Raw genomic sequence first — 19,617 nt, forward strand, 5'->3', positions numbered from 1 at the left:
CAGCCCGCCCCTCTCCCACGGGGAGAGGGAGCAAACACAAAAAACGGCAACCGAAGTTGCCGTTTTGCATTGACCTTATGCCTGATCGTCCACCGGTGGAATGGCCGGGGCAGGCTTCACTTCTTCTGGCGCATGGCGGTTTTCCAGCTCGTTCAGGCGCTGTTCCAGTAACGCGATTTTCTCGCGGGTGCGCAGCAGAACCTGCGTCTGCACGTCAAACTCTTCACGGCTCACCAGATCCAGACGCGTCAGCTGCGACTGCAGGACCTGGCGAATTTTCTTCTCGACGTCATCACCAAATTCACGAATTCCTTTCGGCATGGATTCATGGACCTGACGGGCAATTTGTTCAATTTTTTTCGGGTCAATCATTGTCGTTTCCCTTGATGAAAGGTGTTAGAGACTATTGTAGCGCGTTACGCTCATCCATAAACCAGAATTGTTTGAAGCTTATGCATTGCCCGGAGAAATCAATAGCGTTATAGTTATCACGCTTATTCTCAGGGCGGGGCGAAATTCCCCACCGGCGGTAAATCAGCCTTGCGCTGAAAGCCCGCGAGCGCTTTGGGTGAAAACTCAAAGGTCAGCAGATCCGGTGTAATTCCGGGGCCGACGGTTAGAGTCCGGATGGGAGAGAGTAACGATCAAGTCGGGCACGGCCCGCTCACGTTATTTTTTTGCCGCTTGTACGGTACTCCTAAGACTGCCCTGATTCTGGTAACCATAATGTTAATGAGGTTTTTTTACCATGAATCAGACGCTACTTTCCTCTTTTGGTACTTCCATTGAACGTGTTGAACACGCATTAGATGCGCTGCGCGAAGGCCGCGGTGTCATGGTGCTTGACGACGAAAACCGTGAAAACGAAGGCGACATGATTTTTGCCGCCGAAAACATGACCGTTGAGCAGATGGCGCTGACCATCCGTCACGGTAGCGGCATCGTCTGCCTGTGTATCAACGAAGAACGCCGTAAACAGCTCGACCTGCCAATGATGGTTGAAAACAACACCAGCGCTTTCGGTACCGGTTTTACCGTGACTATCGAAGCTGCACACGGCGTGACCACCGGTGTTTCTGCCGCCGACCGTCTGACGACCGTGCGTGCCGCCATTGCCGATGGCGCAAAACCTTCTGACCTGCATCGTCCAGGCCACGTATTCCCGCTGCGTGCCCAGGCAGGCGGCGTGTTAACGCGTGGCGGCCACACCGAAGCCACCCTCGATCTGGTGACCCTGGCGGGCTTTAAGCCTGCGGGCGTGCTGTGTGAACTGACTAACGATGATGGCACCATGGCGCGTGCGCCGGAGTGCGTCACCTTTGCCCGCTTACACAATATGCCGGTCGTGACCATCGAAGATCTGGTGGAATACCGCCAGGCGCACGAGCGCAAAGCCAGCTGAAAACGCTGACGTAAAAAAGCCGGGAGATGCCCGGCTTTTTTGTTTTTAGTTAAAGCAGGAAAGCAGGGCGAGCACATCCGGGAAGGATAAGCGCGTCCCGGATTTTAGCCGATGCCTGCCGCCTGAAGCAGCACCAGGCTTAAGCCCATCACGGACATTCCGCACAAGACGCCGTAGCTCGGGTTGCTTTCCGGGTCGATCTCTTTCGCCAGCGGCATCAGCTCATCGACCGACAGCGCCACCATGATACCGGCGACGGCAGCCATAATAGCCGCCATGACCACGGGCGAAATCATACTGCCCAGAATCAACCACGCCAGAATGCCACCCAGGATCTCGGCCAGGCCGGAAATGCCTGCCCAAAAGACGGCGGTGCGTTTTGAACCTGTGGCGGCATATACCGGCCCGGCGACCGCCAGCCCCTCTGGAATGTTATGCAATGCCACCGCCAGCGCGATGCCGAATCCCAGCTCCAGATTATTGCTTGCCGTGACATAGGTGGCGACGCCTTCCGGGAAGTTATGCAGGCTGATACCGAGCGTCAGGAGAATGGCGGTGCGTTTGATATTGTGGGGCTGCGGCGATGCTTTTTTTCGCATTAAATCCTGCGGATGTGCATGCGGGAGCAGGCGATCGAGGGCGAAGTAGCCCAGCAGGCCACACACGAACATACTGTAGCCCAGAACGGGCGACATCCCCTGCGTTGCCAGCGCGGCAGGGAGCATTTCCATCAATGAAATAAGCAGCATAATCCCTGCGGCAAATCCAAGGGAAAAAGCCAGCATACGGTTTGAAGGCTTCTGACCAAGGACGCCCAGAAACGCCCCGATAAACGTGGCCGCGCCTGCAAGAAGGGTCAGAATCAAGGGGACTGACATTCACTGCTCCTTTTGATAATCATTCATGCTAATGACTCATCTTCGGTAAAGCGAGAGGGCAAACGCTGCTTTACAGATTCCTTACATTCAAATTTCCTGATGATGATCATCACCGTTATCTGAGTTCATCTTAGTCAGAGAACGCGTAATGTAGAACCATTAAATTGACACCTTCAGTAAGGATATCACCATGACTTCTTTTCGTATGCCAGCACTGTTTTTGGGCCACGGTAGCCCGATGAACGTCCTGGAAGATAACGTCTATACGCGTGCCTGGCGTCATCTTGGCGAGACGTTGCCGCGTCCGAAAGCGATAGTGGTGGTCTCCGCACACTGGTTTACCCGCGGGACAGGGGTGACGGCTATGGAGGCACCGAAAACGATCCATGATTTCGGCGGTTTTCCGCAGGCACTGTACGATACTCATTACCCGGCGCCCGGTTCGCCTGCGCTGGCGCAGCATCTGGTCGAGTTATTGGCGCCTGTCCCCGTGGCGCTGGATAAAGAGGCCTGGGGTTTTGACCATGGCTCCTGGGGCGTGCTGATCAAAATGTACCCGGAAGCCGATATCCCGATGGTGCAACTGAGCATCGACAGCACAAAACCGGCGGCATGGCATCTTGAGATCGGACGTAAGCTCGCCGCACTGCGCGACGAAGGCGTAATGCTGGTGGCAAGCGGGAACGTCGTGCACAACCTGCGTACCGCGCGCTGGCATGGGGACAACACGCCGTATCCGTGGGCATCGTCGTTTAACGAGTTTGTGAAAGCCAATCTGACCTGGCAGGGCCCTGCGGAAGAGCATCCGCTGGTGAACTATCTTGAACATGACGGTGGTGCATTATCTAACCCAACGCCGGATCACTTCCTGCCGTTGCTGTATGTATTAGGAGCGTGGGACGGGCAGGAAGCGGTCACCGTTCCCGTTGAAGGCATGGAAATGGGCAGCATCAGTATGCTGTCTGTGCAGGTGGGTTAACGTGCGCCGTGCGCATTGAGAGGGCTGAGGTGCGGGCAGAATGCCGCACCCCAGCATAACGACTTACTCGACAAAGATATGTGGATAGAAACGTGACAAATCCTGGGTAATCAAAGCCCTGTCTTCACGAATACCGATCCCGGCTGGCCGATCGTTGATAAGCCAGCTGCCGATCAGCGTATAGCTGTCGCCAAATTTAGGAAGCTGATAAAATTCCTGGACGATCATCCCTTCTTCGCCGTAAGGCCCTTCTACCGCTTCCAGCGTTTTGCCGTTTTCGATAATCGACACGTTCGCGCCTTCGCGGGAGAAAATGGGCTTCACGACATACTTATGCATTGGCGGGAAGTCATCTTCAGCAAAGTAGGCCGGCAGCAGATTCGGGTGATTCGGGAACATTTTCCACAGCATTGGCAGCAACGCTTTATTGGAGATGATGCTCTTCCAGGCCGGCTCCAGCCAGCGTACGCCTGCATCTTCCAGTTTGGTCGAGAACGTTTCACGCAGCATATACTCCCACGGATACAGCTTGAACAGATTACTGATGATCTGGTCCTGAGTATCGGTGAATTCACCGCGTTCGCCTAAACCGATATCTTCGATATAGAGGAATTCCGTGGCCACTTCTGCTTCGGCTGCACAGTCCTGCAGATACTGCACGGTACCACGATCTTCCACGGTATCGCGACAGCAGGCGAGATGCAGCAGACTGAATCCGTGCTGTTCGCGCAGCTCAGTAAATCGCTCAATGAGCTTTTCCTGCAGGCTGTTGAACTGGTCGCTGCCTTCCGGCAGGTTACCGGCATTAGCCTGATCTTCCAGCCAAATCCACTGGAAGAATGCCGCTTCGTACAACGACGTTGGCGTATCGGCATTGTTTTCGAGAAGCTTAGGTTCAGTGACGCCGTCCCAGGCCAGATCGAGGCGAGAGTAGAGTGAAGGCTGATTCGTTTTCCACGACTGACGCACAAAATTCCAGGTGTGCTTCGGGATACGGAATTTAGCCATCAGTTCATCGCTTTCGATAACCTGTTCAACCACCTTCAGGCACATCTGGTGCAACTCGGCGGTGACCTCTTCGAGTTTATCAACCTGGGCTAAGGTCAGCTTATAATAAGCATCTTCACACCAGTACGGTTCACCGTACATGGTGTGAAAGTTAAAGCCATATTCGGTCGCTTTTTCACGCCAGTCCGGGCGTTCAACAATACTGACTCGTTCCATGATCAGCCGCCCATGGAGCGGGTAGTGGATCCCGTCGCACTACGCTGCATGGTGGACTGTTTCGCAACGGACTCACCAAAACCGCCACGGGTTACCGTGCTGGTGGTCGCGGGCTTAGGCGCCATCGCCGTTTTCGGTACCGTCATGGTCCGGCCTGGCTGTGCAGCCCCGTAGTTTTTACCCGTCGCATCGGTGTATTTACCGTAAGCCGGGCTGGACGGGTTTTTAGAGCTAAACAGCGGCTGCTGCTGGAAGCCTGCGCCCCCGCTCATCATACGACCCATCATGTAACCTGCCATCAGCGGCATCCAGAAACTGCCGCTCGACTGGTTTTGCGCCTGGTTTTCTGGCGCCATGCCTGCCTGAGCAGGGGCCTGCTGGCACTGGCCTTCACCGAATTCAGCAATACAGTCTTCGCGCGTCGCATATTTCGGCGCGGTCTTCTCCGCTTCTTTCAGCGCGTTGTTATACGCCGTGGTACATTCCGCGGATTTGCCGGTGGCCGCCGAGCAGTCGTCAGCGTTCTGGTACATCGACACGGTTTCGTCGCTTTGCTCGCAGCCCGCCAGCATAATTACTGCGGTGATCGCCAGGGCGACAGGTGTCAGGTGGCGTGCATTCCAGTTCTTGCGGAACGACGCGTGATTAATCGTTTTTGTCCGTTTCATTTTTGTCTTCCAGGACCCAGTGGTAGTACATAGGAAATAAGGCTTAGGATAGTGGATAGGTGGTCGAAATTGAAGCGAAGAGGGGATGTGAGGGGGATCTTTACGTTGACTTACGTTTGGATGTGACAGGGCGCCTGCTTACCGGGCCTACGATGAAGTAGGCCCGCCAGGCGAGGCGCCATCAGGTAAAGCTTAGTGGCGGAACGGATTCGTGCCGCTGCTGGCTGGCGCAGCAGTGGTGGTACGCGCGGCAGCAGGCTGTGCTGCTGGCATATCCGCGTTGCCATTGCCGTTAAAGTTATCCACGGCGGCGTCCTGCTGCGGGTTTTCCGGCGCGACGTTTTCAGGCGCGGTTGAAACCGGTTTGCCCAGCGTGTTGTTCAGCATTTGCAGGTCTTGCTCGTTCAACGTCCCTAATGCTGATTTGATGTTCAGCTGATTAATCAGGTAGTTATAACGTGCGCTGGAGAGCTGCTGTTTTGCGTTATAGAGCGTAGTGGTGGCATCCAGCACATCGACGATAGTACGTGTACCGACCGAGTAGCCTGCTTCCATCGCATCCAGGGAGCTTTGAGCAGAAACAACGGCCTGTTTGTAAGCGTTGATGCTGCTGATGGAGGCGTTCACGTTGTTAAAGGAAGAACGCACGGTCTGCACCACGTTACGGTGGGCGGTTTCCAGCTGCTCGCTTGCGCCAACAAAGTTGTACTGCGCTTGTTTGACCTGAGAGTTCACCATCCCACCCTGATACAGCGGCATGGAGAAGGTCAGACCCACTTTATTCTGACCCATGTTGCTGTCATCGTATTGTGCGCTGTTGGTTTTAGAGCCGCTGTACGTCGTGTCAGACACGCCGGTAGAGGCGGTCAAACCCAGAGTAGGCAGATGCCCATCCTGTGCCTGGCGGATTTGCTCACGCGCCAGGTCCTGGCTCAGACGAGCCTGTAACAGGGCGAGGTTGCGGTTTTCAGCTTCTTTCAGCAGCGCATTGACGGCCTGCGGCTTATCCGTTTTGAAATTGTCGACGTTCAACGAAGCCAGTTCCGGGTAGTAGTTACCGGTCACCTGACGCAGTGATTCCAGCGCGTTATCCAGGTTGTTACGGGCAGTCACTTCGTTCGCCAGCACGCTGTCGTATTGTGAACGGGCGTTCTGCACGTCGGTAATCGCGACCAGGCCGACGTTAAAACGCTGTGTCGTTTGGTCTAACTGACGATAAATCGCCTGTTTCTGCGCTTCGGTGTAGGAGAGCGAATCAATTGCGCTCAACACGTTGAAGTAGGCCGTCGCGGTGTTCAGGATCAGCGTTTGCTGATCGGTCTGATAGGTGACGTCCTGAATACCGGCGCTCTTTTCCTGCAGAGTCAGCGCACGCCATTTGGACATATCAAACAAGGTTTGCGTTAATTGCAGAGATGCGCTGGTGGCATTAGAGTTAACGCCATTCGCATCACGGAAGCCATTGCTGTAGGTGTAATCTGCGCCTAAGCCCAATTGCGGCAGCAGCGGGCTGCGTGCTTCGTTAATCTTTTCGAACGCAGCGTCACGATCGGCCGCTGACTTACGCAGTTCAGGGTTGCCCAGACGTGCTTGCTGATAAACCTGTAACAGGTTTTCTGCCTGGCTCATCGCGCTGAAGCCCGTCAGGCTCAGGCCGATAAGGATGGGGAGCAATTTCTTCATTTGCATTCCTTGTTGTGAAGCAGTATTAGCGCTGATCTAATCAAAAATAATTGCCGATTCTAACAGAATCATACACACCAAAAGGTTGGCGTTACGTGCCATCCGGCGGTATTTTGCACCAATCTAGCATATAGCCTATAAAACGGCAGCCAAACAGCCTTGAAATTCATGATTTCCACACAATTGTGAAAGGATACCGCCATGCAAAAACCAGAGACGTTTCCAATGACCTTCGCCAAAAATGATGTAGAAATTATTGCACGAGAAACGCTTTATAGCGGATTTTTTTCACTGGAACTTTACCGTTTCAGGCATCGGTTATTTAACGGTGAAATGAGTGGCGAAGTGCGACGTGAAATTTTTGAGCGCGGGCATGCCGCAGTCTTGCTACCCTTTGACCCAGTGCGCGACGAAGTCGTGCTGATTGAGCAGGTCCGGATAGCGGCCTATGACACCAGTGAAAGCCCGTGGTTGCTGGAGATGGTGGCCGGTATGATAGAGGATGGCGAAACACCGGAAGACGTTGCCCGTCGTGAAGCCGTGGAAGAGGCCGGCCTGGTCGTCGGACGCACTAAACCAGTGTTAAGCTATCTGGCAAGCCCGGGTGGCACCAGCGAACGATCGTCGATTCTGGTGGGCGAAGTGGACGCCACGACCGCAGAAGGTATTCACGGTCTGGCAGATGAAAACGAAGATATTCGTGTTCATGTGGTGAGCCGGGAGCAGGCTTACCAGTGGGTAGAAGAGGGGAAAATCGACAACGCGGCTTCTGTCATCGCCCTGCAATGGCTGCAGCTGCATTATCAAGACTTACGAAACGAGTGGACAAAATGAAGCGCTATACACCTGACTTCCCAGAAATGATGCGACTGTGCGAAACCAACTTCGCGCAGTTACGCCGCCTGCTGCCTCGAGAAGACGCGCCCGGCGAAACGGTTAGCTATCAGGTGAGCAACGCGCAGTATTCCTTAACGATTACGGAATCAACGCGCTACACCACGCTTGTCGAAATCAAGCAAACGGCGCCGACGATCAGCTACTGGAGCCTGCCGTCAATGACGGTTCGGCTTTATCATGACGCTATGGTGGCTGAAGTGTGTTCAAGTCAGCAGATCTTCCGTTTCAAAGCGCGGTATGATTACCCTAATAAAAAGTTGCATCAACGCGACGAAAAGCATCAAATTAACCAGTTCCTTGCGGACTGGCTTAGATACTGTTTAGCACATGGAGCAATGGCGATTCCGGTTTGTTAGCGTCATAAACCTACCTAAGGACACCATTTGGAAAGCCTGTTGAACCTGACTGTTGCTGGTGGGGCGCCAGTCAGGATATTACAAATTACCGATACTCACCTGTTTGCCGAAAAACATGAAACGTTGTTAGGGGTAAATACCTGGGAGAGCTACCAGTCAGTACTGGACGCCATTCATGCCCAGCAGCGCGCATGTGATTTAATTGTCGCTACGGGCGATCTGGCACAGGATCAAAGCGCCGCGGCCTATCAGCATTTTGCTGAAGGCATCGCGAGCTTTAGCGTGCCCTGCGTCTGGTTGCCGGGAAACCATGATTTCCAGCCTGCCATGTACAGTGCGCTTCAGGACGCGGGTATCTCTCCAGCCAAGCGTGTTTTTGTGGGCGAGCACTGGCAGATTTTACTGCTCGATACGCAGGTCTTTGGTGTTCCCCACGGTGAACTGAGCGACTTTCAGCTTGAATGGCTGGAGCAGAAGCTGATTGCCGAACCTGAACGTCAAACCTTACTCCTTCTTCATCATCATCCGCTTCCGGCCGGATGCAGCTGGCTGGATCAACACAGTCTGCGCAATTCGGCGGCGCTGGATCGGGTGCTGATGAAATACCCGAATGTGAATACGCTGCTGTGCGGACACATTCACCAGGAACAGGATCTCGAGTGGAATGGCCGCCGCCTGCTGGCGACGCCATCAACCTGCGTACAGTTTAAACCCCATTGTGCCAACTTCACCCTTGATACTATTGCGCCGGGCTGGCGCTGGCTGGAGTTGTACCCAGATGGCTCGCTGAGCACGGAAGTCTGCCGACTGGAAGGCGCACAGTTTAACCCGGATACCGCTTCAGAAGGATACTGATGTCAACGCTCCTCTATCTTCACGGATTCAACAGTTCTCCACGCTCTGCGAAAGCCACGTTGTTTCGCCAGTGGTTGCATGAACATCATCCGCACATCGAGATGATTGTGCCGCAACTGCCGCCCTATCCGGCGGATGCGGCAGAAATGCTGGAGTCAATTGTGATGCGTCAGGGCGGAAAAAACTTTGGTGTGGTTGGGTCGTCGCTGGGGGGATATTACGCCACCTGGCTGTCGCAATGCTTTATGGTGCCTGCGGTGGTGGTTAACCCTGCCGTACGTCCATTTGAGCTATTACAAGACTATCTCGGCCAGAACGAGAACCCCTACACCGGACAACAATATGTGCTAGAGTCACGCCATATTTACGACCTCAAAGTCATGCAGATAGACCCTCTCGAAGCGCCGGATCTCATCTGGTTGCTGCAACAGACGGGTGATGAAGTGCTGGATTACCGCCAGGCAGTGGCGTATTACGCATCCTGCCGCCAAACTGTACAAGAGGGCGGAAACCATGCTTTCACGGGCTTTGAGGATCATTTCACCCAGATTGTCGATTTTCTTGGTCTGCACAGCCACTGACAATCACTGCGAATTGCTAGTTAAATCATGACGCAAACCTATAACGCTGATGCCATTGAGGTCCTCACCGGGCTTGAGCCGGTTCGCCGCCGCCCGGGGATGTATACCGATACCACGCGCCCAAACCACCTGGGCCAGGAAGTGATTGATAACAGTGTGGACGAAGCGCTGGCAGGCCATGCCAAACGCATCGACGTTATCCTGCACGCCGACCAGTCGTTAGAAGTGATTGACGACGGACGCGGCATGCCCGTCGATATCCACCCGGAAGAAGGGGTGCCAGCCGTTGAGCTGATCCTCTGTCGTCTGCACGCCGGGGGGAAATTCTCCAACAAAAACTACCAGTTCTCCGGCGGCTTGCATGGCGTGGGCATCTCCGTGGTCAATGCCCTGTCAAGACGCGTGGAGGTCAACGTGCGTCGCGACGGCCAGGTCTATAACATCGCGTTTGAAAACGGCGATAAGGTCCAGGATCTCCAGGTTGTCGGCACCTGCGGTAAGCGCAATACCGGCACAAGCGTCCATTTCTGGCCGGATGAAAGCTTCTTCGACAGCCCCCGTTTCTCCGTTTCTCGCTTAACGCACATTCTGAAAGCCAAAGCGGTGCTGTGCCCGGGCGTTGAAATCACCTTCAAAGATGAAGTCAATAACAGTGAGCAGCGCTGGTGCTATCAGGACGGTCTTAACGATTACCTGAACGAGGCGATCAACGGCCTGCCGACGCTGCCGGAAAAACCGTTTCTCGGTAATTTTACCGGTGATACGGAAGCGGTGGACTGGGCGCTGCTCTGGCTGCCGGAAGGCGGTGAGCTGCTGACCGAAAGCTACGTCAACCTGATCCCTACCATGCAGGGCGGAACGCACGTAAACGGCCTGCGTCAGGGTCTGCTGGACGCCATGCGCGAATTCTGCGAATACCGCAATATCCTGCCGCGTGGCGTGAAGCTGTCGGCGGAAGATATCTGGGATCGCTGTGCGTATGTGCTGTCGGTCAAAATGCAGGATCCGCAGTTCGCCGGACAGACTAAAGAGCGCCTCTCGTCACGCCAGTGCGCGGCATTTGTGTCGGGTGTGGTGAAAGATGCGTTTAGCCTGTGGCTCAACCAGAACATACAGACCGCAGAAATGCTGGCGGAAATGGCAATTTCCAGCGCTCAGCGACGCCTGCGCGCAGCCAAAAAAGTGGTGCGTAAAAAGCTGACCAGCGGTCCGGCGCTGCCGGGCAAACTGGCGGACTGTACCGCACAGGATCTGAATCGTACCGAACTCTTCCTCGTGGAAGGGGATTCAGCAGGCGGATCGGCGAAACAGGCACGCGATCGTGAGTTTCAGGCGATCATGCCGCTCAAGGGTAAGATCCTTAACACCTGGGAAGTCTCTTCTGACGAAGTGCTGGCCTCGCAGGAAGTGCACGACATCTCTGTGGCGATCGGTATCGATCCGGACAGCGAGGATCTGAGCCAGCTGCGCTACGGTAAAATCTGCATTCTGGCGGATGCGGACTCGGATGGTTTACACATCGCCACGCTGCTCTGCGCGCTGTTTGTGAAACATTTCCGCACCCTGGTGAAAAATGGCCACGTCCACGTGGCGCTGCCGCCGCTCTACCGTATCGATCTCGGAAAAGAGGTCTATTACGCGCTGACGGAAGAAGAAAAAGCAGGTGTACTGGAACAGCTGAAGCGTAAGAAGGGCAAACCGAACGTACAGCGCTTTAAAGGGCTGGGCGAAATGAACCCGATGCAGCTGCGCGAAACGACCCTCGATCCGAATACCCGCCGTCTGGTGCAGCTGGTGATCAGCGACGAAGACGAACAGCAAACCAATGCCATGATGGATATGCTGCTGGCCAAGAAGCGCTCGGAAGACCGACGCAACTGGCTGCAGGAGAAAGGGGATATGGCCGATATCGAGGCCTGATGTCCTCATCCTGACTCAGGTATCGAAAGCCCGGTAAGCGTGAGCGCTACCGGGCTTTTTTACATCAAAAATCCATCTTCACCGTAAACTGCACTTCGCGTGGATCGCCAATCTGGTTACCCAGATTATTCGTTGCAATGGATGAGGTGTAGTAGGTCTTATCAAACAGATTCTTGACGTTCAGCTGCAGCGTCACCGGGTACTGCCATTTCATCTTATACGCCGCAAACGCGTCAGCGATAAAATAGCCCGGAAGGTAGTAGTCCGCCCCGTTGGTTGCCGAGCGACGGCTCACACCATGCCCTCCGCCGCCGAGTGTCAGCGTATTACCGCCGATGACGTTCTGTATGTCATAGGTCAGGAACAGAGAACCGGTGTGACGGGGGACATTGGGTAAGGGTTTGCCTGCATAATCAGGATCTTCCAGGACCTTTGCGTCCGTGTACCCGTAGCTGGCGATGAGGTTGGTGTTTTCAGTTAACGAGCCCGCGAGATCCACTTCCACCCCTTGCGAACGCACGCGACCAGCGGTTTTTGCCACCGTTTCATCACCGATGCTTTCGGTATAGAGGACGTTGCGCTTATGAATATCAAACAAGGCAATGTTGGCGGTAATACCGTTGAAAAGGTCAAACTTAGCGCCTATTTCGTAAGCATTAGAGGTTTCTGGCGGCAAGTTGCCAATGTAGCTGGCAATCGATGACTGAGGCATAAACGTCTGGGAGTAGTTCGCAAACAACGACACGGCCGGCGTAAGCTTGTAAACCAGTCCCGCTTTCGGCGTCCACCGATCGTCACGGCTGTCAGTATTCACGTTAAAGGGGCGACCTTTCCCGGCATACTGAGTGTAAGACTGATAGCGAATCCCGGTTACCGCTATCCATTTATCGGTCAGATACAGGGCGTCCTGCGTATAGGCAGAATAGCTCTCCTGTTTGATCGTCTGATCGCTGTCAGATGCCGACACGGTGGTGCATTTGCTCAGATCCCCGTAAGTCGGATGATAGATATTAAACCCTTTCACGTTCTTACAGCGGATCATATCCGTGCGCAACAGATCGTAATTCTCGTACGACACGCCAGTCAGGATCTCGTTATAGAAACCGGCAATATCCAGGTTACCCTGCAAGTCAGCCCGCGTGGCGTGCATACGCTGGGTTGAACCTTGAGTGGCGTCAACACGACGGGTGAGATTGCCGGTGGTGGCGTCATAGGCCATGACGCGGGCCTGATTGTCCGTATATTTGTCCTGGCTGAAGCTGTAGTCAAACTTCGCAGTCCATTGGCTGTTAAGGCGGTACTCCGCGTTGAGTTGCGCCAAATCTGACTCACCGTCGGTAATGTTAAACGGCTCGTCGAACCGGGTTTTAGGATCCACTTTAACCGGCTGTTTGGTGTTGAGATCGAACAGGGTCCCTCGATCGAAGGGGACCTGATAATCCCGGTGTGAATAGAGAACGGTAACGGTCGCATCATCACCCAACCAGGACAGCGACGGGGCGATAAAGGTGCTGCGTGTTTTACCGAAGTTACGCCAGTAATCTTCTTTCTGATATTCACCCGTAAGGCGCCAGGCCAGCCGTGTGCCTTCAACAGGGCCGGTCATATCCAGTTGTCCGGTACCGCCACCAAAACTGCTGGAGGTGGCTGAAATCGAGCCGCCAAACCTGTTTTCGGGTCGTTTCGTGATCACGTTGATCAAGCCGCCCGGATCCAGAATCCCATACAGCGTCGATGCCGGACCTTTCAGTACCTCAACCCGCTCCGTGGCGGCGTTAAAGCTGCGCGGTAAGACGGTGCGCAGGCCGTTGGTCATGATGGATCCATCACGATTCGCCCCAAATCCACGGCGAACGAACGCATCCTGTGTGCCGCCGAGGGTGTTGGTTTGCACAACGTTGCTCACGTTGTACAGCGCCTCATCGAGGGAGGTGACATGCTGATCTTCAAGAACCCGATCGCTGACGGTATTGACCACCTGCGGGATATCGAGCATGGGCATGTTGGTGAGCGTAGCGGTTGAGGTATTTAACGGCTGATAGCCATTGGTGGCCTCTGTCTTTGCATTTGGATCGGCGGTGACGGTCAGCGTTTCATCGTCTTTTTCGGTGCGGGTACCGGCAGACTGCGCCAGTGGCGCGACGAACAGTAAAGAAAAGAGCAAACGCCCCGTTATCCCGGAGAGTGAAGGTGTGAACTTAGCCATTAACATCTGTTTCCCAAAGAACTCAACGAATTATCGCGAGTGAAAGTGGTGTTTCATTGCCCGAAAAGCGTGCCCCGTTAAGCTTTCTTAAGCTTCGGGTTTGTAATGAGAATCATTCAATCATGCGGCAATGTAGTAGTAAATGGAAAAAAGAAAAAATCGACTACCGCTGAAAAAGGATCAAAAACTCCCTGCGATACATGCACTAAACTACTGAAAATCATCATTATAGTGTGATTGATTCCTCAGGTTTTTGTGCAGTTAACCCCTGTTTTTATTAGGGTATGCATCCACTTGACTACTACAGAGAGCAAGGTCAGAATCCTCAAAAGAGAATGAGTTTTATTTTTATTTATCCATTATTTATTTAATTGGCGTTCACGTGGCAAATCATTCGGCAGACACAGGGCTGGTTCTGGAAAACCTCTCTGCGGGTTATCAGAAAAAAATCATTATTGATGATATTTCCCTCACGCTTCCTTCAGGGAAAATGACCGTTCTGGTTGGGGCTAACGGCTGTGGGAAATCAACCCTCCTCAGTACGATGGCGCGTTTGCTGCAACCGATGGGTGGGGCAGTACTGTTAGACGGCAAAGCCATACACCAACAACCCACTAAAGCGGTTTCCCGTTGTTTGGGTATTTTGCCGCAATCGCCGCTGCTGCCAGAAGGGTTAACCGTGTTTGAACTGGTTTCACGCGGGCGCTTTCCGTGGCAAAACTTCATGCGTCAGTGGACGGAGGCAGACGAACGAGCGGTAGACGAGGCGCTGCGCCTGACCAATACAGACGCTTTTGCACATTTGCCTGTAGAAAGCCTTTCAGGTGGACAACGGCAGCGCTGCTGGATAGCCATGGCGCTGGCACAGCAAACTCCAACGATATTGCTCGACGAGCCAACGACCTTTCTCGATCTGCGTTATCAGGTGGAGATCCTTGAATTACTGCATGATTTAACCCGCCATCATGGTCGAACGGTGGTGGTTGTCCTGCACGATCTCAATTTCGCGGTCAACTACGGCGACACGCTGATCTTTCTGCGTCAGGGGCGGGTGGAAGGTGTGCTTCATGAGGGGGATATCTGTACCCCGGAGCTGATTAAAACGGTCTTCGACGTCGAGGTGCAGGCCTCGGTTAATCCGCTTACCGGCAAACCTTTCTTCATACCGTTTCGTCGTCAGACAGGACAGGCCGGATGAAGACGAGTCTGGCATCGCTGATGTTTATTCTCCTGCTCTGCGCGGGGGCTATCGTTCACCTGGGATTGGGGGCGCGATATATTGCGCCGCATACCGTGGTGCAGGCACTTATTGATTTCAATCCCCGTGACTTCGATCATAACGTGATCGTCAACCTGCGATTACTGCGTCTGGTCGCTGCGGTCATTGTCGGTGCGGCGCTTGGCGTTGCGGGAGTCTTGCTACAGGCAATTATCCGTAATCCATTGGGTGAACCGCATATTCTTGGCCTGAACGCGGGAGCGGCCCTGGCGGTGGTGCTGACCAGCGCCCTCGGCCTGACGTTGCCGTTTGGTCGCCCACTTATCGCAGCCGTGGGGGCAGGAACCCTCTTTCTGCTGGTTTTGATGCTCTCTTCAGCCGGTCGCGTCGGGTTAACGCCCATGAAAGTTACGCTTTGCGGTGTGGCTCTTTCGGCTTTCACCGCGTCGATCACCGCCGCCATATTGATCCTTGATGAGCAAACATTCCAGGCGCTGCGGACGTGGCTGGCGGGTGACCTGGCCGGGCTGAGCTGGGCGACGACTCAAACCGCCGCCTGGGTTGCCGCTGCGGGGTGGGCATTGTCGGTGTGGCTCGCCCCCTCTCTGAATACGCTGGCGCTCGGCGACAAAATGGCGCAAGGGCTGGGCCTTTCCCTCCTCAGAACGCGCTTTCTGGCATTACTCGCAACCGCGTTGCTCTGTGGCGCAGCGGTAGCGATTGCCGGGCCGATTGGTTTTATCGGACTGGTGGTGCCCCAGCTTATCCGGCGTCTGGTCTCGGTTGATTTACGCGTCATGGTGCCGCTCTCAGCCTGCTGTGGCGCGCTGGTTTTATTACTGGCGGATATCGCCGCCCGCGTGCTCTTTACGCCACATGAGCTGGCGACCGGCGTGATGACTGCGCTGGTGGGGGCTCCCGTCTTTATTCTCATGGCGACGAGGTTATTTAAATGAGCCGGACGAGTCTGCGTGCCGGGCTGTATCCGCTGCGGCTTAGGCTTTTTTCCGCGCTGGTCCGGCCCCGGGCGTTAGTCTGGCTTGCGGTGCTGCTCGCGTTAGCCCTCACTCTCGGACTCTTTGGCCTGACGCAGGGAACATTTGCCCTGCCTTCGTCCTCTCTCGGGCATGCGCTATTTCATCCCGATAGCCTGAGCGCAGAGGCTCGCTATATCGTCCAGGATATCCGTCTGCCGCGTCTGCTGATGGGGTTACTGTGCGGTGCGATGCTCGGTGTGGCGGGGGCAGCTATGCAATCCCTCACCCGCAATGGCTTGGCCGATCCGGGGCTTATCGGCGTGAAAGAAGGCTGTAGCGTGGCGGTGCTGCTGTTGATTTTCCAGTTTCCCGCAGTGGGCATCGTCTGGCGTCCGGTGGCCGGAATCACCGGCGGTCTGCTCACGGCGTTGCTGGTGGTGGTGCTGGCGCGGGATATCTCGCGTCCGCGTTTTATTCTTACGGGCATTGGCGTGTCATGGGCGTTTGCGGCAGGCATGGGCGTCTTTATGACCACCGCCGATATACGCGATGTGCAAACGGCGATGCTGTGGCTGGCGGGAAGCTTACATGCCGCCAACTGGACGCTGCTGGGCGTGGCGGCAGGTTGGGCGCTGCCCGCGTTTATTTTACTGCTGTGTACCTGTCGGGCGGCGGACGTGGCTCTGCTGGGCAACCCGACAGCGCGCGGTCTGGGCGTGCGTCCGGCACGTCTGGCGATGTTACAGGTGTTGGCGCCGGTGCTGTTGACCGCCGCGTGCGTCTCCTGCGTGGGGAGTATCGGCTTTGTCGGCTTAATCGCACCGCATATGGCGCGTTTTTTGTTGCGTGGCGGGCAAGCCAGCGTGTTGTCAGGGAGCGCAGTGTTGGGCGCGTTGTTGGTACTGGTTGCCGACAGCATTGGGCGACTGGCATTTCTGCCGCTGCAACTGCCTGCGGGCATTGTGATTTCGCTGATTGGCGGACCGTTTTTCCTGGCGTTGCTCTGGCAACGTCGGGATCGTTTTTAAAAAGGGGAGCAGCATGCGTGTATGGTTAACTGTTTTACTGCTGGCAGGCTTTAGCGTAAGCGCGGCTGAGCCTGTTCAGACATTCACCGACGATCTGGGCCGTCACGTGACGGTACCCGTCCACCCGCGTCGTATCGTCTCGCTGCATGATTTAGACATCACGATTCCCTTGATTGAGCTGGGTGTCCCTCCGGTCGCCAGCCATGGCCGCACGCGCCCTGACGGCAGCCATTTTATCCGCTCCAGCGGGATGTTAACGGGCGTGGATTTTGACAACGCCGATATCCAGTTTATCGGTACGGCCGATATTGATATTGAGGCCATCGCCGCCGCCAAGCCGGATCTCATCATCACGGAGCCGACGCGCAATACGCCGATTGAACAACTGGAAAGAATCGCCCCCACGGTGAGCATTGATCATCTTGACGGTGGCGCGCCGGAAATTTATCGCAAGCTGGCCCAGCTCACCGGGACCCAGGCGCGACTGCGGATTCTGGAGCGACGCTATCACGAGCAGATCAACGCGCTGAAAGCGACAATCGAGACCCGTAAAATTTCGGTGTCGGTCATCCAGGCTAATCAGGGCAAGATCACCGCCATGCACACCTATCATTCGCTGGGCCGTGTGCTGCGGGACGCCGGGTTTACCTTCCCGCCGCTGATCGAGAGCATTCCTGAAGGGGGACGTATTGATGTCAGCGCCGAACGTTTGCCGGACCTGGATGCAGACTTTGTCTTTGCGACCTGGCGGGGCGATACAGGCGGTAAACCCCAGGATGAACGGGCCGCAATGGAGAGCGTCATGCCTGGCTGGTGTCAGTTTCTCACCGCCTGTCGGACCGGGCACTATGTGTTGATCTCGCGTGAGGAGGCTATTTCCAACTCCTTTGCCTCGTTAGGGCTGATGGCAGCCCAGGTTCAGTCGCAGATTGCGGGCCGTCCGCTGCCGGAGGCGCCATGATCCGCAAAGAAAAAGCGCGTGTTGACGTTTACGGCGAACGTTTTCGCGCCCGCGAGCATCTGCTTTCGCCGCGTCTGGCCCTGGTTGCTGGCTGGATCAACGAAAACCGCGAAGCCGTCATGGAGCACACGGCAATGGAGATCGCGGCTCAGCTTAACACCTCCGACGCGACCGTGGTGCGGGCGATTCAGGCGCTTGGATTTGCCGGGCTGCGGGATCTGAAGCAGACGCTTGAGCATTGGTTTGGCCCGGCCATCAGTTCCGGCGATAAAATCTCTTCTACGGTAAATGTCCTGACCAGTGATGTGAACTCCAGCATCGATTTTGTGCTGGAGGGACATCAACACACCTGCGACGTGCTGTCTGAACCCGCCAATCGCTACGCCATGGCGCAGGCGGTCGCGCTGCTGAGCGAGGCACGTCAGGTGGCGATATTTGGCATAGGCGCTTCGGGCATTCTGGCGGAATATACCGCCAGAATGTTTAACCGGATGGGGCTGCCCGCCACACCGCTAAACCGCACGGGGATTGGTCTGGCTGAGCAAATCATTGCGCTTCAGCGTGGTGATGTGCTGGTGATGATGGCGCAGAAATCTGCCCACCGCGAAGGGCAAACCACGCTGCGCGAAGCGAAACGATTGGGCATTCCGACCATTTTGTTGACCAACGCGCTGGACTCCCGTTTCAGCAAAGAAGCCAGCGTGGTGATACACGTCCCGCGCGGTGGCGAAAAAGGCAAAATCCCGCTGCATGGCACAGTATTGTTATGTCTGGAGATGCTTATTGTGTCGGTGGCCTCCACGAGCCCACAGCGCAGTATTAAATCGATAAAGCGGATCAACGAATTGCACCGTGGATTAAAACCGGGGAAGAAGAGTACGTAGATGACTCTTTCGGTACTGCAGGGGCGTCTCGCCGATGCCCTTTTTGAAGGCGCTGATAAAATACGTCACCTCGGAAAATCCTACCTTCAGCGCAATGTCTCCCACGCTCTCTTCCGTGTGGAGCAGGCATTCGCAGGCTTTTCGCAGCCTGAGCGTATTCAGGTAATCATGAATTTTTTCGCCTGTTTCAGCATGAAATTTCCGCGAGACATAGCTGCGTGATTTACCTAGCTCGCCGGCCAGCGCATCCAGGCTAAATTTCTGCTGATAGTGCTCATCGAGCCAGAACATGACCTGACTCCCAATCCCGTGCCGACTGCCGGGCTCACCCGCGTCATCATCCGGTAGCAGGGCAAAAAGGCTGATAATCAGGCTGGCGATATTTTCACTGTTCAGAGGGGCATGATAGCGGCTAAACAGGCGATCGATATGGGAATGGCACTCCGCCATATCGGCGATCCAGGCTTTGCCGCCGCGTCGCGACAGATTTTGCAGCCGCTGACGGGTCTGGGGAAAATCGCGCAGCGTCTTCATAACCGCATGCTGATCCAGATGAATAATGGTGCGCCGGTAACTGCCTTCCGCTTGTTCATCCACCATCACGTTATGCAGGGTAAATGGCGGAAAAAAGAATAACCGTCCAGGCCGCATGGTGTACTGGCGATTATCAACAATCACGATGCCAAAGCCCTCTTCGACGTACAAAATCTCCAGGCACTGATGCCAGTGGTGATAACGCACGGTATTGGCGAATAAGCGGCTAAACGATACCAGCGTATCGTTCAGGGCGATGGGTTCAAGATGATCCGTTGCAGGCGTATCGTACATAGTGCAATAAAACTCAATTTTTCCCCGTCCATTTCTCTTTATAAACCACCTTTTTAAATTTTCTCAACTGA

The 19,617-nt window shown here is 55.0% G+C and carries 19 protein-coding genes and 1 riboswitch; of the genes, 12 read left to right on the forward strand and 7 right to left on the reverse strand.

All coding sequences use genetic code 11. From position 1 onward, the window contains the following. Positions 1–75: 75 nt before the first annotated feature. A complete protein-coding gene (ubiK, locus tag LZP96_RS12915) occupies positions 76–372 on the reverse strand; it encodes a ubiquinone biosynthesis accessory factor UbiK (RefSeq protein ID WP_064327455.1) in 297 nt (98 codons plus the stop codon). 120 nt (positions 373–492) lie between these two features. Beyond that, positions 493–643: riboswitch (FMN riboswitch) on the forward strand. 105 nt (positions 644–748) lie between these two features. On the opposite strand from ubiK, the gene ribB reads away from it, so the two are divergent. After that, positions 749–1,402: a 3,4-dihydroxy-2-butanone-4-phosphate synthase gene (ribB, locus tag LZP96_RS12920; protein ID WP_064327454.1), complete on the forward strand. Its 654-nt coding sequence runs from the start codon at positions 749–751 to the stop codon at positions 1,400–1,402. A gap of 104 nt (positions 1,403–1,506) precedes the next feature. On the opposite strand, the gene zupT is transcribed toward ribB, so the two are convergent. Next, complete coding sequence (gene zupT / locus LZP96_RS12925; RefSeq protein ID WP_064327453.1) at positions 1,507–2,280, reverse strand: zinc transporter ZupT; 774 nt, start codon at positions 2,278–2,280, stop codon at positions 1,507–1,509. Between the two features lie 190 nt (positions 2,281–2,470). Between zupT and ygiD the strand changes: the two genes are divergently transcribed. After that, a complete protein-coding gene (gene ygiD / locus LZP96_RS12930; RefSeq protein ID WP_064327452.1) occupies positions 2,471–3,259 on the forward strand; it encodes a 4,5-DOPA-extradiol-dioxygenase in 789 nt (262 codons plus the stop codon). 63 nt (positions 3,260–3,322) lie between these two features. Here the strand turns inward: ygiD and LZP96_RS12935 are convergent, their stop codons facing one another. The 3 genes from LZP96_RS12935 to tolC form a co-directional block, all read right to left on the reverse strand. Further along, complete coding sequence (locus tag LZP96_RS12935) at positions 3,323–4,483, reverse strand: glutathionylspermidine synthase family protein (protein WP_064327451.1); 1,161 nt, start codon at positions 4,481–4,483, stop codon at positions 3,323–3,325. Between the two features lie 2 nt (positions 4,484–4,485). Next, the gene (locus LZP96_RS12940) at positions 4,486–5,151 is read right to left on the reverse strand and encodes a DUF1190 family protein (RefSeq protein WP_064327450.1); all 666 of its coding nucleotides are present in this window, start codon (positions 5,149–5,151) and stop codon (positions 4,486–4,488) included. 192 nt (positions 5,152–5,343) lie between these two features. Beyond that, positions 5,344–6,834 (reverse strand): outer membrane channel protein TolC, encoded by a 1,491-nt coding sequence (gene tolC / locus LZP96_RS12945; protein ID WP_064327449.1) that lies wholly within the window; start codon positions 6,832–6,834, stop codon positions 5,344–5,346. A gap of 201 nt (positions 6,835–7,035) precedes the next feature. Between tolC and nudF the strand changes: the two genes are divergently transcribed. The 5 genes from nudF to parE are packed head-to-tail and all read left to right on the forward strand — an operon-like array spanning position 7,036 to position 11,443. Beyond that, positions 7,036–7,668, forward strand: coding sequence for an ADP-ribose diphosphatase (nudF, locus tag LZP96_RS12950; RefSeq protein ID WP_064327448.1), 633 nt, complete (start codon positions 7,036–7,038; stop codon positions 7,666–7,668). Continuing rightward, positions 7,665–8,087 carry a DUF1249 family protein gene (locus LZP96_RS12955; protein ID WP_064327447.1) on the forward strand — a complete coding sequence of 141 codons (423 nt, stop codon included), beginning with the start codon at positions 7,665–7,667 and terminating at the stop codon, positions 8,085–8,087. The genes nudF and LZP96_RS12955 overlap by 4 nt, the downstream gene beginning before the upstream one ends. 27 nt (positions 8,088–8,114) lie before the next feature. Next, positions 8,115–8,942 (forward strand): 3',5'-cyclic-AMP phosphodiesterase, encoded by an 828-nt coding sequence (gene cpdA, locus LZP96_RS12960; RefSeq protein ID WP_064327446.1) that lies wholly within the window; start codon positions 8,115–8,117, stop codon positions 8,940–8,942. Next, positions 8,942–9,523, forward strand: a complete 582-nt coding sequence (gene yqiA / locus LZP96_RS12965) for an esterase YqiA (protein ID WP_064327445.1) — start codon at positions 8,942–8,944, stop codon at positions 9,521–9,523. The genes cpdA and yqiA overlap by 1 nt, the downstream gene beginning before the upstream one ends. Positions 9,524–9,550: 27 nt before the next feature. Then, on the forward strand, positions 9,551–11,443 hold the full coding sequence (parE, locus tag LZP96_RS12970; RefSeq protein WP_064327444.1) for a DNA topoisomerase IV subunit B: 1,893 nt from the start codon (positions 9,551–9,553) through the stop codon (positions 11,441–11,443). Between the two features lie 64 nt (positions 11,444–11,507). Here the strand turns inward: parE and LZP96_RS12975 are convergent, their stop codons facing one another. Next, positions 11,508–13,649, reverse strand: a complete 2,142-nt coding sequence (locus tag LZP96_RS12975; protein WP_064327443.1) for a TonB-dependent siderophore receptor — start codon at positions 13,647–13,649, stop codon at positions 11,508–11,510. Between the two features lie 382 nt (positions 13,650–14,031). On the opposite strand from LZP96_RS12975, the gene LZP96_RS12980 reads away from it, so the two are divergent. From LZP96_RS12980 to LZP96_RS13000, 5 genes are read left to right on the forward strand one after another with little or no spacing between them, the layout of a single operon-like run. Next, positions 14,032–14,847 carry an ABC transporter ATP-binding protein gene (locus tag LZP96_RS12980; RefSeq protein ID WP_064327442.1) on the forward strand — a complete coding sequence of 272 codons (816 nt, stop codon included), beginning with the start codon at positions 14,032–14,034 and terminating at the stop codon, positions 14,845–14,847. Further along, positions 14,844–15,824, forward strand: a complete 981-nt coding sequence (locus tag LZP96_RS12985; RefSeq protein ID WP_064327441.1) for a FecCD family ABC transporter permease — start codon at positions 14,844–14,846, stop codon at positions 15,822–15,824. Before LZP96_RS12980 ends, LZP96_RS12985 begins: the two co-directional genes overlap by 4 nt. Further along, complete coding sequence (locus LZP96_RS12990; protein ID WP_064327440.1) at positions 15,821–16,873, forward strand: FecCD family ABC transporter permease; 1,053 nt, start codon at positions 15,821–15,823, stop codon at positions 16,871–16,873. The genes LZP96_RS12985 and LZP96_RS12990 overlap by 4 nt, the downstream gene beginning before the upstream one ends. Positions 16,874–16,886: 13 nt before the next feature. Continuing rightward, positions 16,887–17,834, forward strand: coding sequence for an iron-siderophore ABC transporter substrate-binding protein (locus LZP96_RS12995; protein ID WP_064327439.1), 948 nt, complete (start codon positions 16,887–16,889; stop codon positions 17,832–17,834). Next, on the forward strand, positions 17,831–18,718 hold the full coding sequence (locus LZP96_RS13000; protein WP_064327438.1) for a MurR/RpiR family transcriptional regulator: 888 nt from the start codon (positions 17,831–17,833) through the stop codon (positions 18,716–18,718). The genes LZP96_RS12995 and LZP96_RS13000 overlap by 4 nt, the downstream gene beginning before the upstream one ends. On the opposite strand, the gene LZP96_RS13005 is transcribed toward LZP96_RS13000, so the two are convergent. Beyond that, complete coding sequence (locus LZP96_RS13005) at positions 18,692–19,546, reverse strand: helix-turn-helix transcriptional regulator (RefSeq protein WP_064327437.1); 855 nt, start codon at positions 19,544–19,546, stop codon at positions 18,692–18,694. The genes LZP96_RS13000 and LZP96_RS13005 overlap by 27 nt on opposite strands. Between the last annotated feature and the right edge of the window lie 71 nt (positions 19,547–19,617).

The sequence above is a fragment of the Huaxiibacter chinensis genome, assembly GCF_022171985.1.
In the GTDB taxonomy this organism is placed as follows: Bacteria; Pseudomonadota; Gammaproteobacteria; order Enterobacterales; family Enterobacteriaceae; genus Enterobacter; species Enterobacter chinensis_A.

Bases quoted from the DNA above. Each gene is read 5' to 3' on its own strand.
- ubiK (WP_064327455.1), bottom strand. From the start codon at position 372: ATGATTGACCCGAAAAAAATTGAACAAATTGCCCGTCAGGTCCATGAA.
- ribB (WP_064327454.1), top strand. From the start codon at position 749: ATGAATCAGACGCTACTTTCCTCTTTTGGTACTTCCATTGAACGTGTT.
- zupT (WP_064327453.1), bottom strand. From the start codon at position 2,280: ATGTCAGTCCCCTTGATTCTGACCCTTCTTGCAGGCGCGGCCACGTTT.
- ygiD (WP_064327452.1), top strand. From the start codon at position 2,471: ATGACTTCTTTTCGTATGCCAGCACTGTTTTTGGGCCACGGTAGCCCG.
- LZP96_RS12935 (WP_064327451.1), bottom strand. From the start codon at position 4,483: ATGGAACGAGTCAGTATTGTTGAACGCCCGGACTGGCGTGAAAAAGCG.
- LZP96_RS12940 (WP_064327450.1), bottom strand. From the start codon at position 5,151: ATGAAACGGACAAAAACGATTAATCACGCGTCGTTCCGCAAGAACTGG.
- tolC (WP_064327449.1), bottom strand. From the start codon at position 6,834: ATGAAGAAATTGCTCCCCATCCTTATCGGCCTGAGCCTGACGGGCTTC.
- nudF (WP_064327448.1), top strand. From the start codon at position 7,036: ATGCAAAAACCAGAGACGTTTCCAATGACCTTCGCCAAAAATGATGTA.
- LZP96_RS12955 (WP_064327447.1), top strand. From the start codon at position 7,665: ATGAAGCGCTATACACCTGACTTCCCAGAAATGATGCGACTGTGCGAA.
- yqiA (WP_064327445.1), top strand. From the start codon at position 8,942: ATGTCAACGCTCCTCTATCTTCACGGATTCAACAGTTCTCCACGCTCT.
- parE (WP_064327444.1), top strand. From the start codon at position 9,551: ATGACGCAAACCTATAACGCTGATGCCATTGAGGTCCTCACCGGGCTT.
- LZP96_RS12975 (WP_064327443.1), bottom strand. From the start codon at position 13,649: ATGGCTAAGTTCACACCTTCACTCTCCGGGATAACGGGGCGTTTGCTC.
- LZP96_RS12985 (WP_064327441.1), top strand. From the start codon at position 14,844: ATGAAGACGAGTCTGGCATCGCTGATGTTTATTCTCCTGCTCTGCGCG.
- LZP96_RS12990 (WP_064327440.1), top strand. From the start codon at position 15,821: ATGAGCCGGACGAGTCTGCGTGCCGGGCTGTATCCGCTGCGGCTTAGG.
- LZP96_RS12995 (WP_064327439.1), top strand. From the start codon at position 16,887: ATGCGTGTATGGTTAACTGTTTTACTGCTGGCAGGCTTTAGCGTAAGC.
- LZP96_RS13000 (WP_064327438.1), top strand. From the start codon at position 17,831: ATGATCCGCAAAGAAAAAGCGCGTGTTGACGTTTACGGCGAACGTTTT.
- LZP96_RS13005 (WP_064327437.1), bottom strand. From the start codon at position 19,546: ATGTACGATACGCCTGCAACGGATCATCTTGAACCCATCGCCCTGAAC.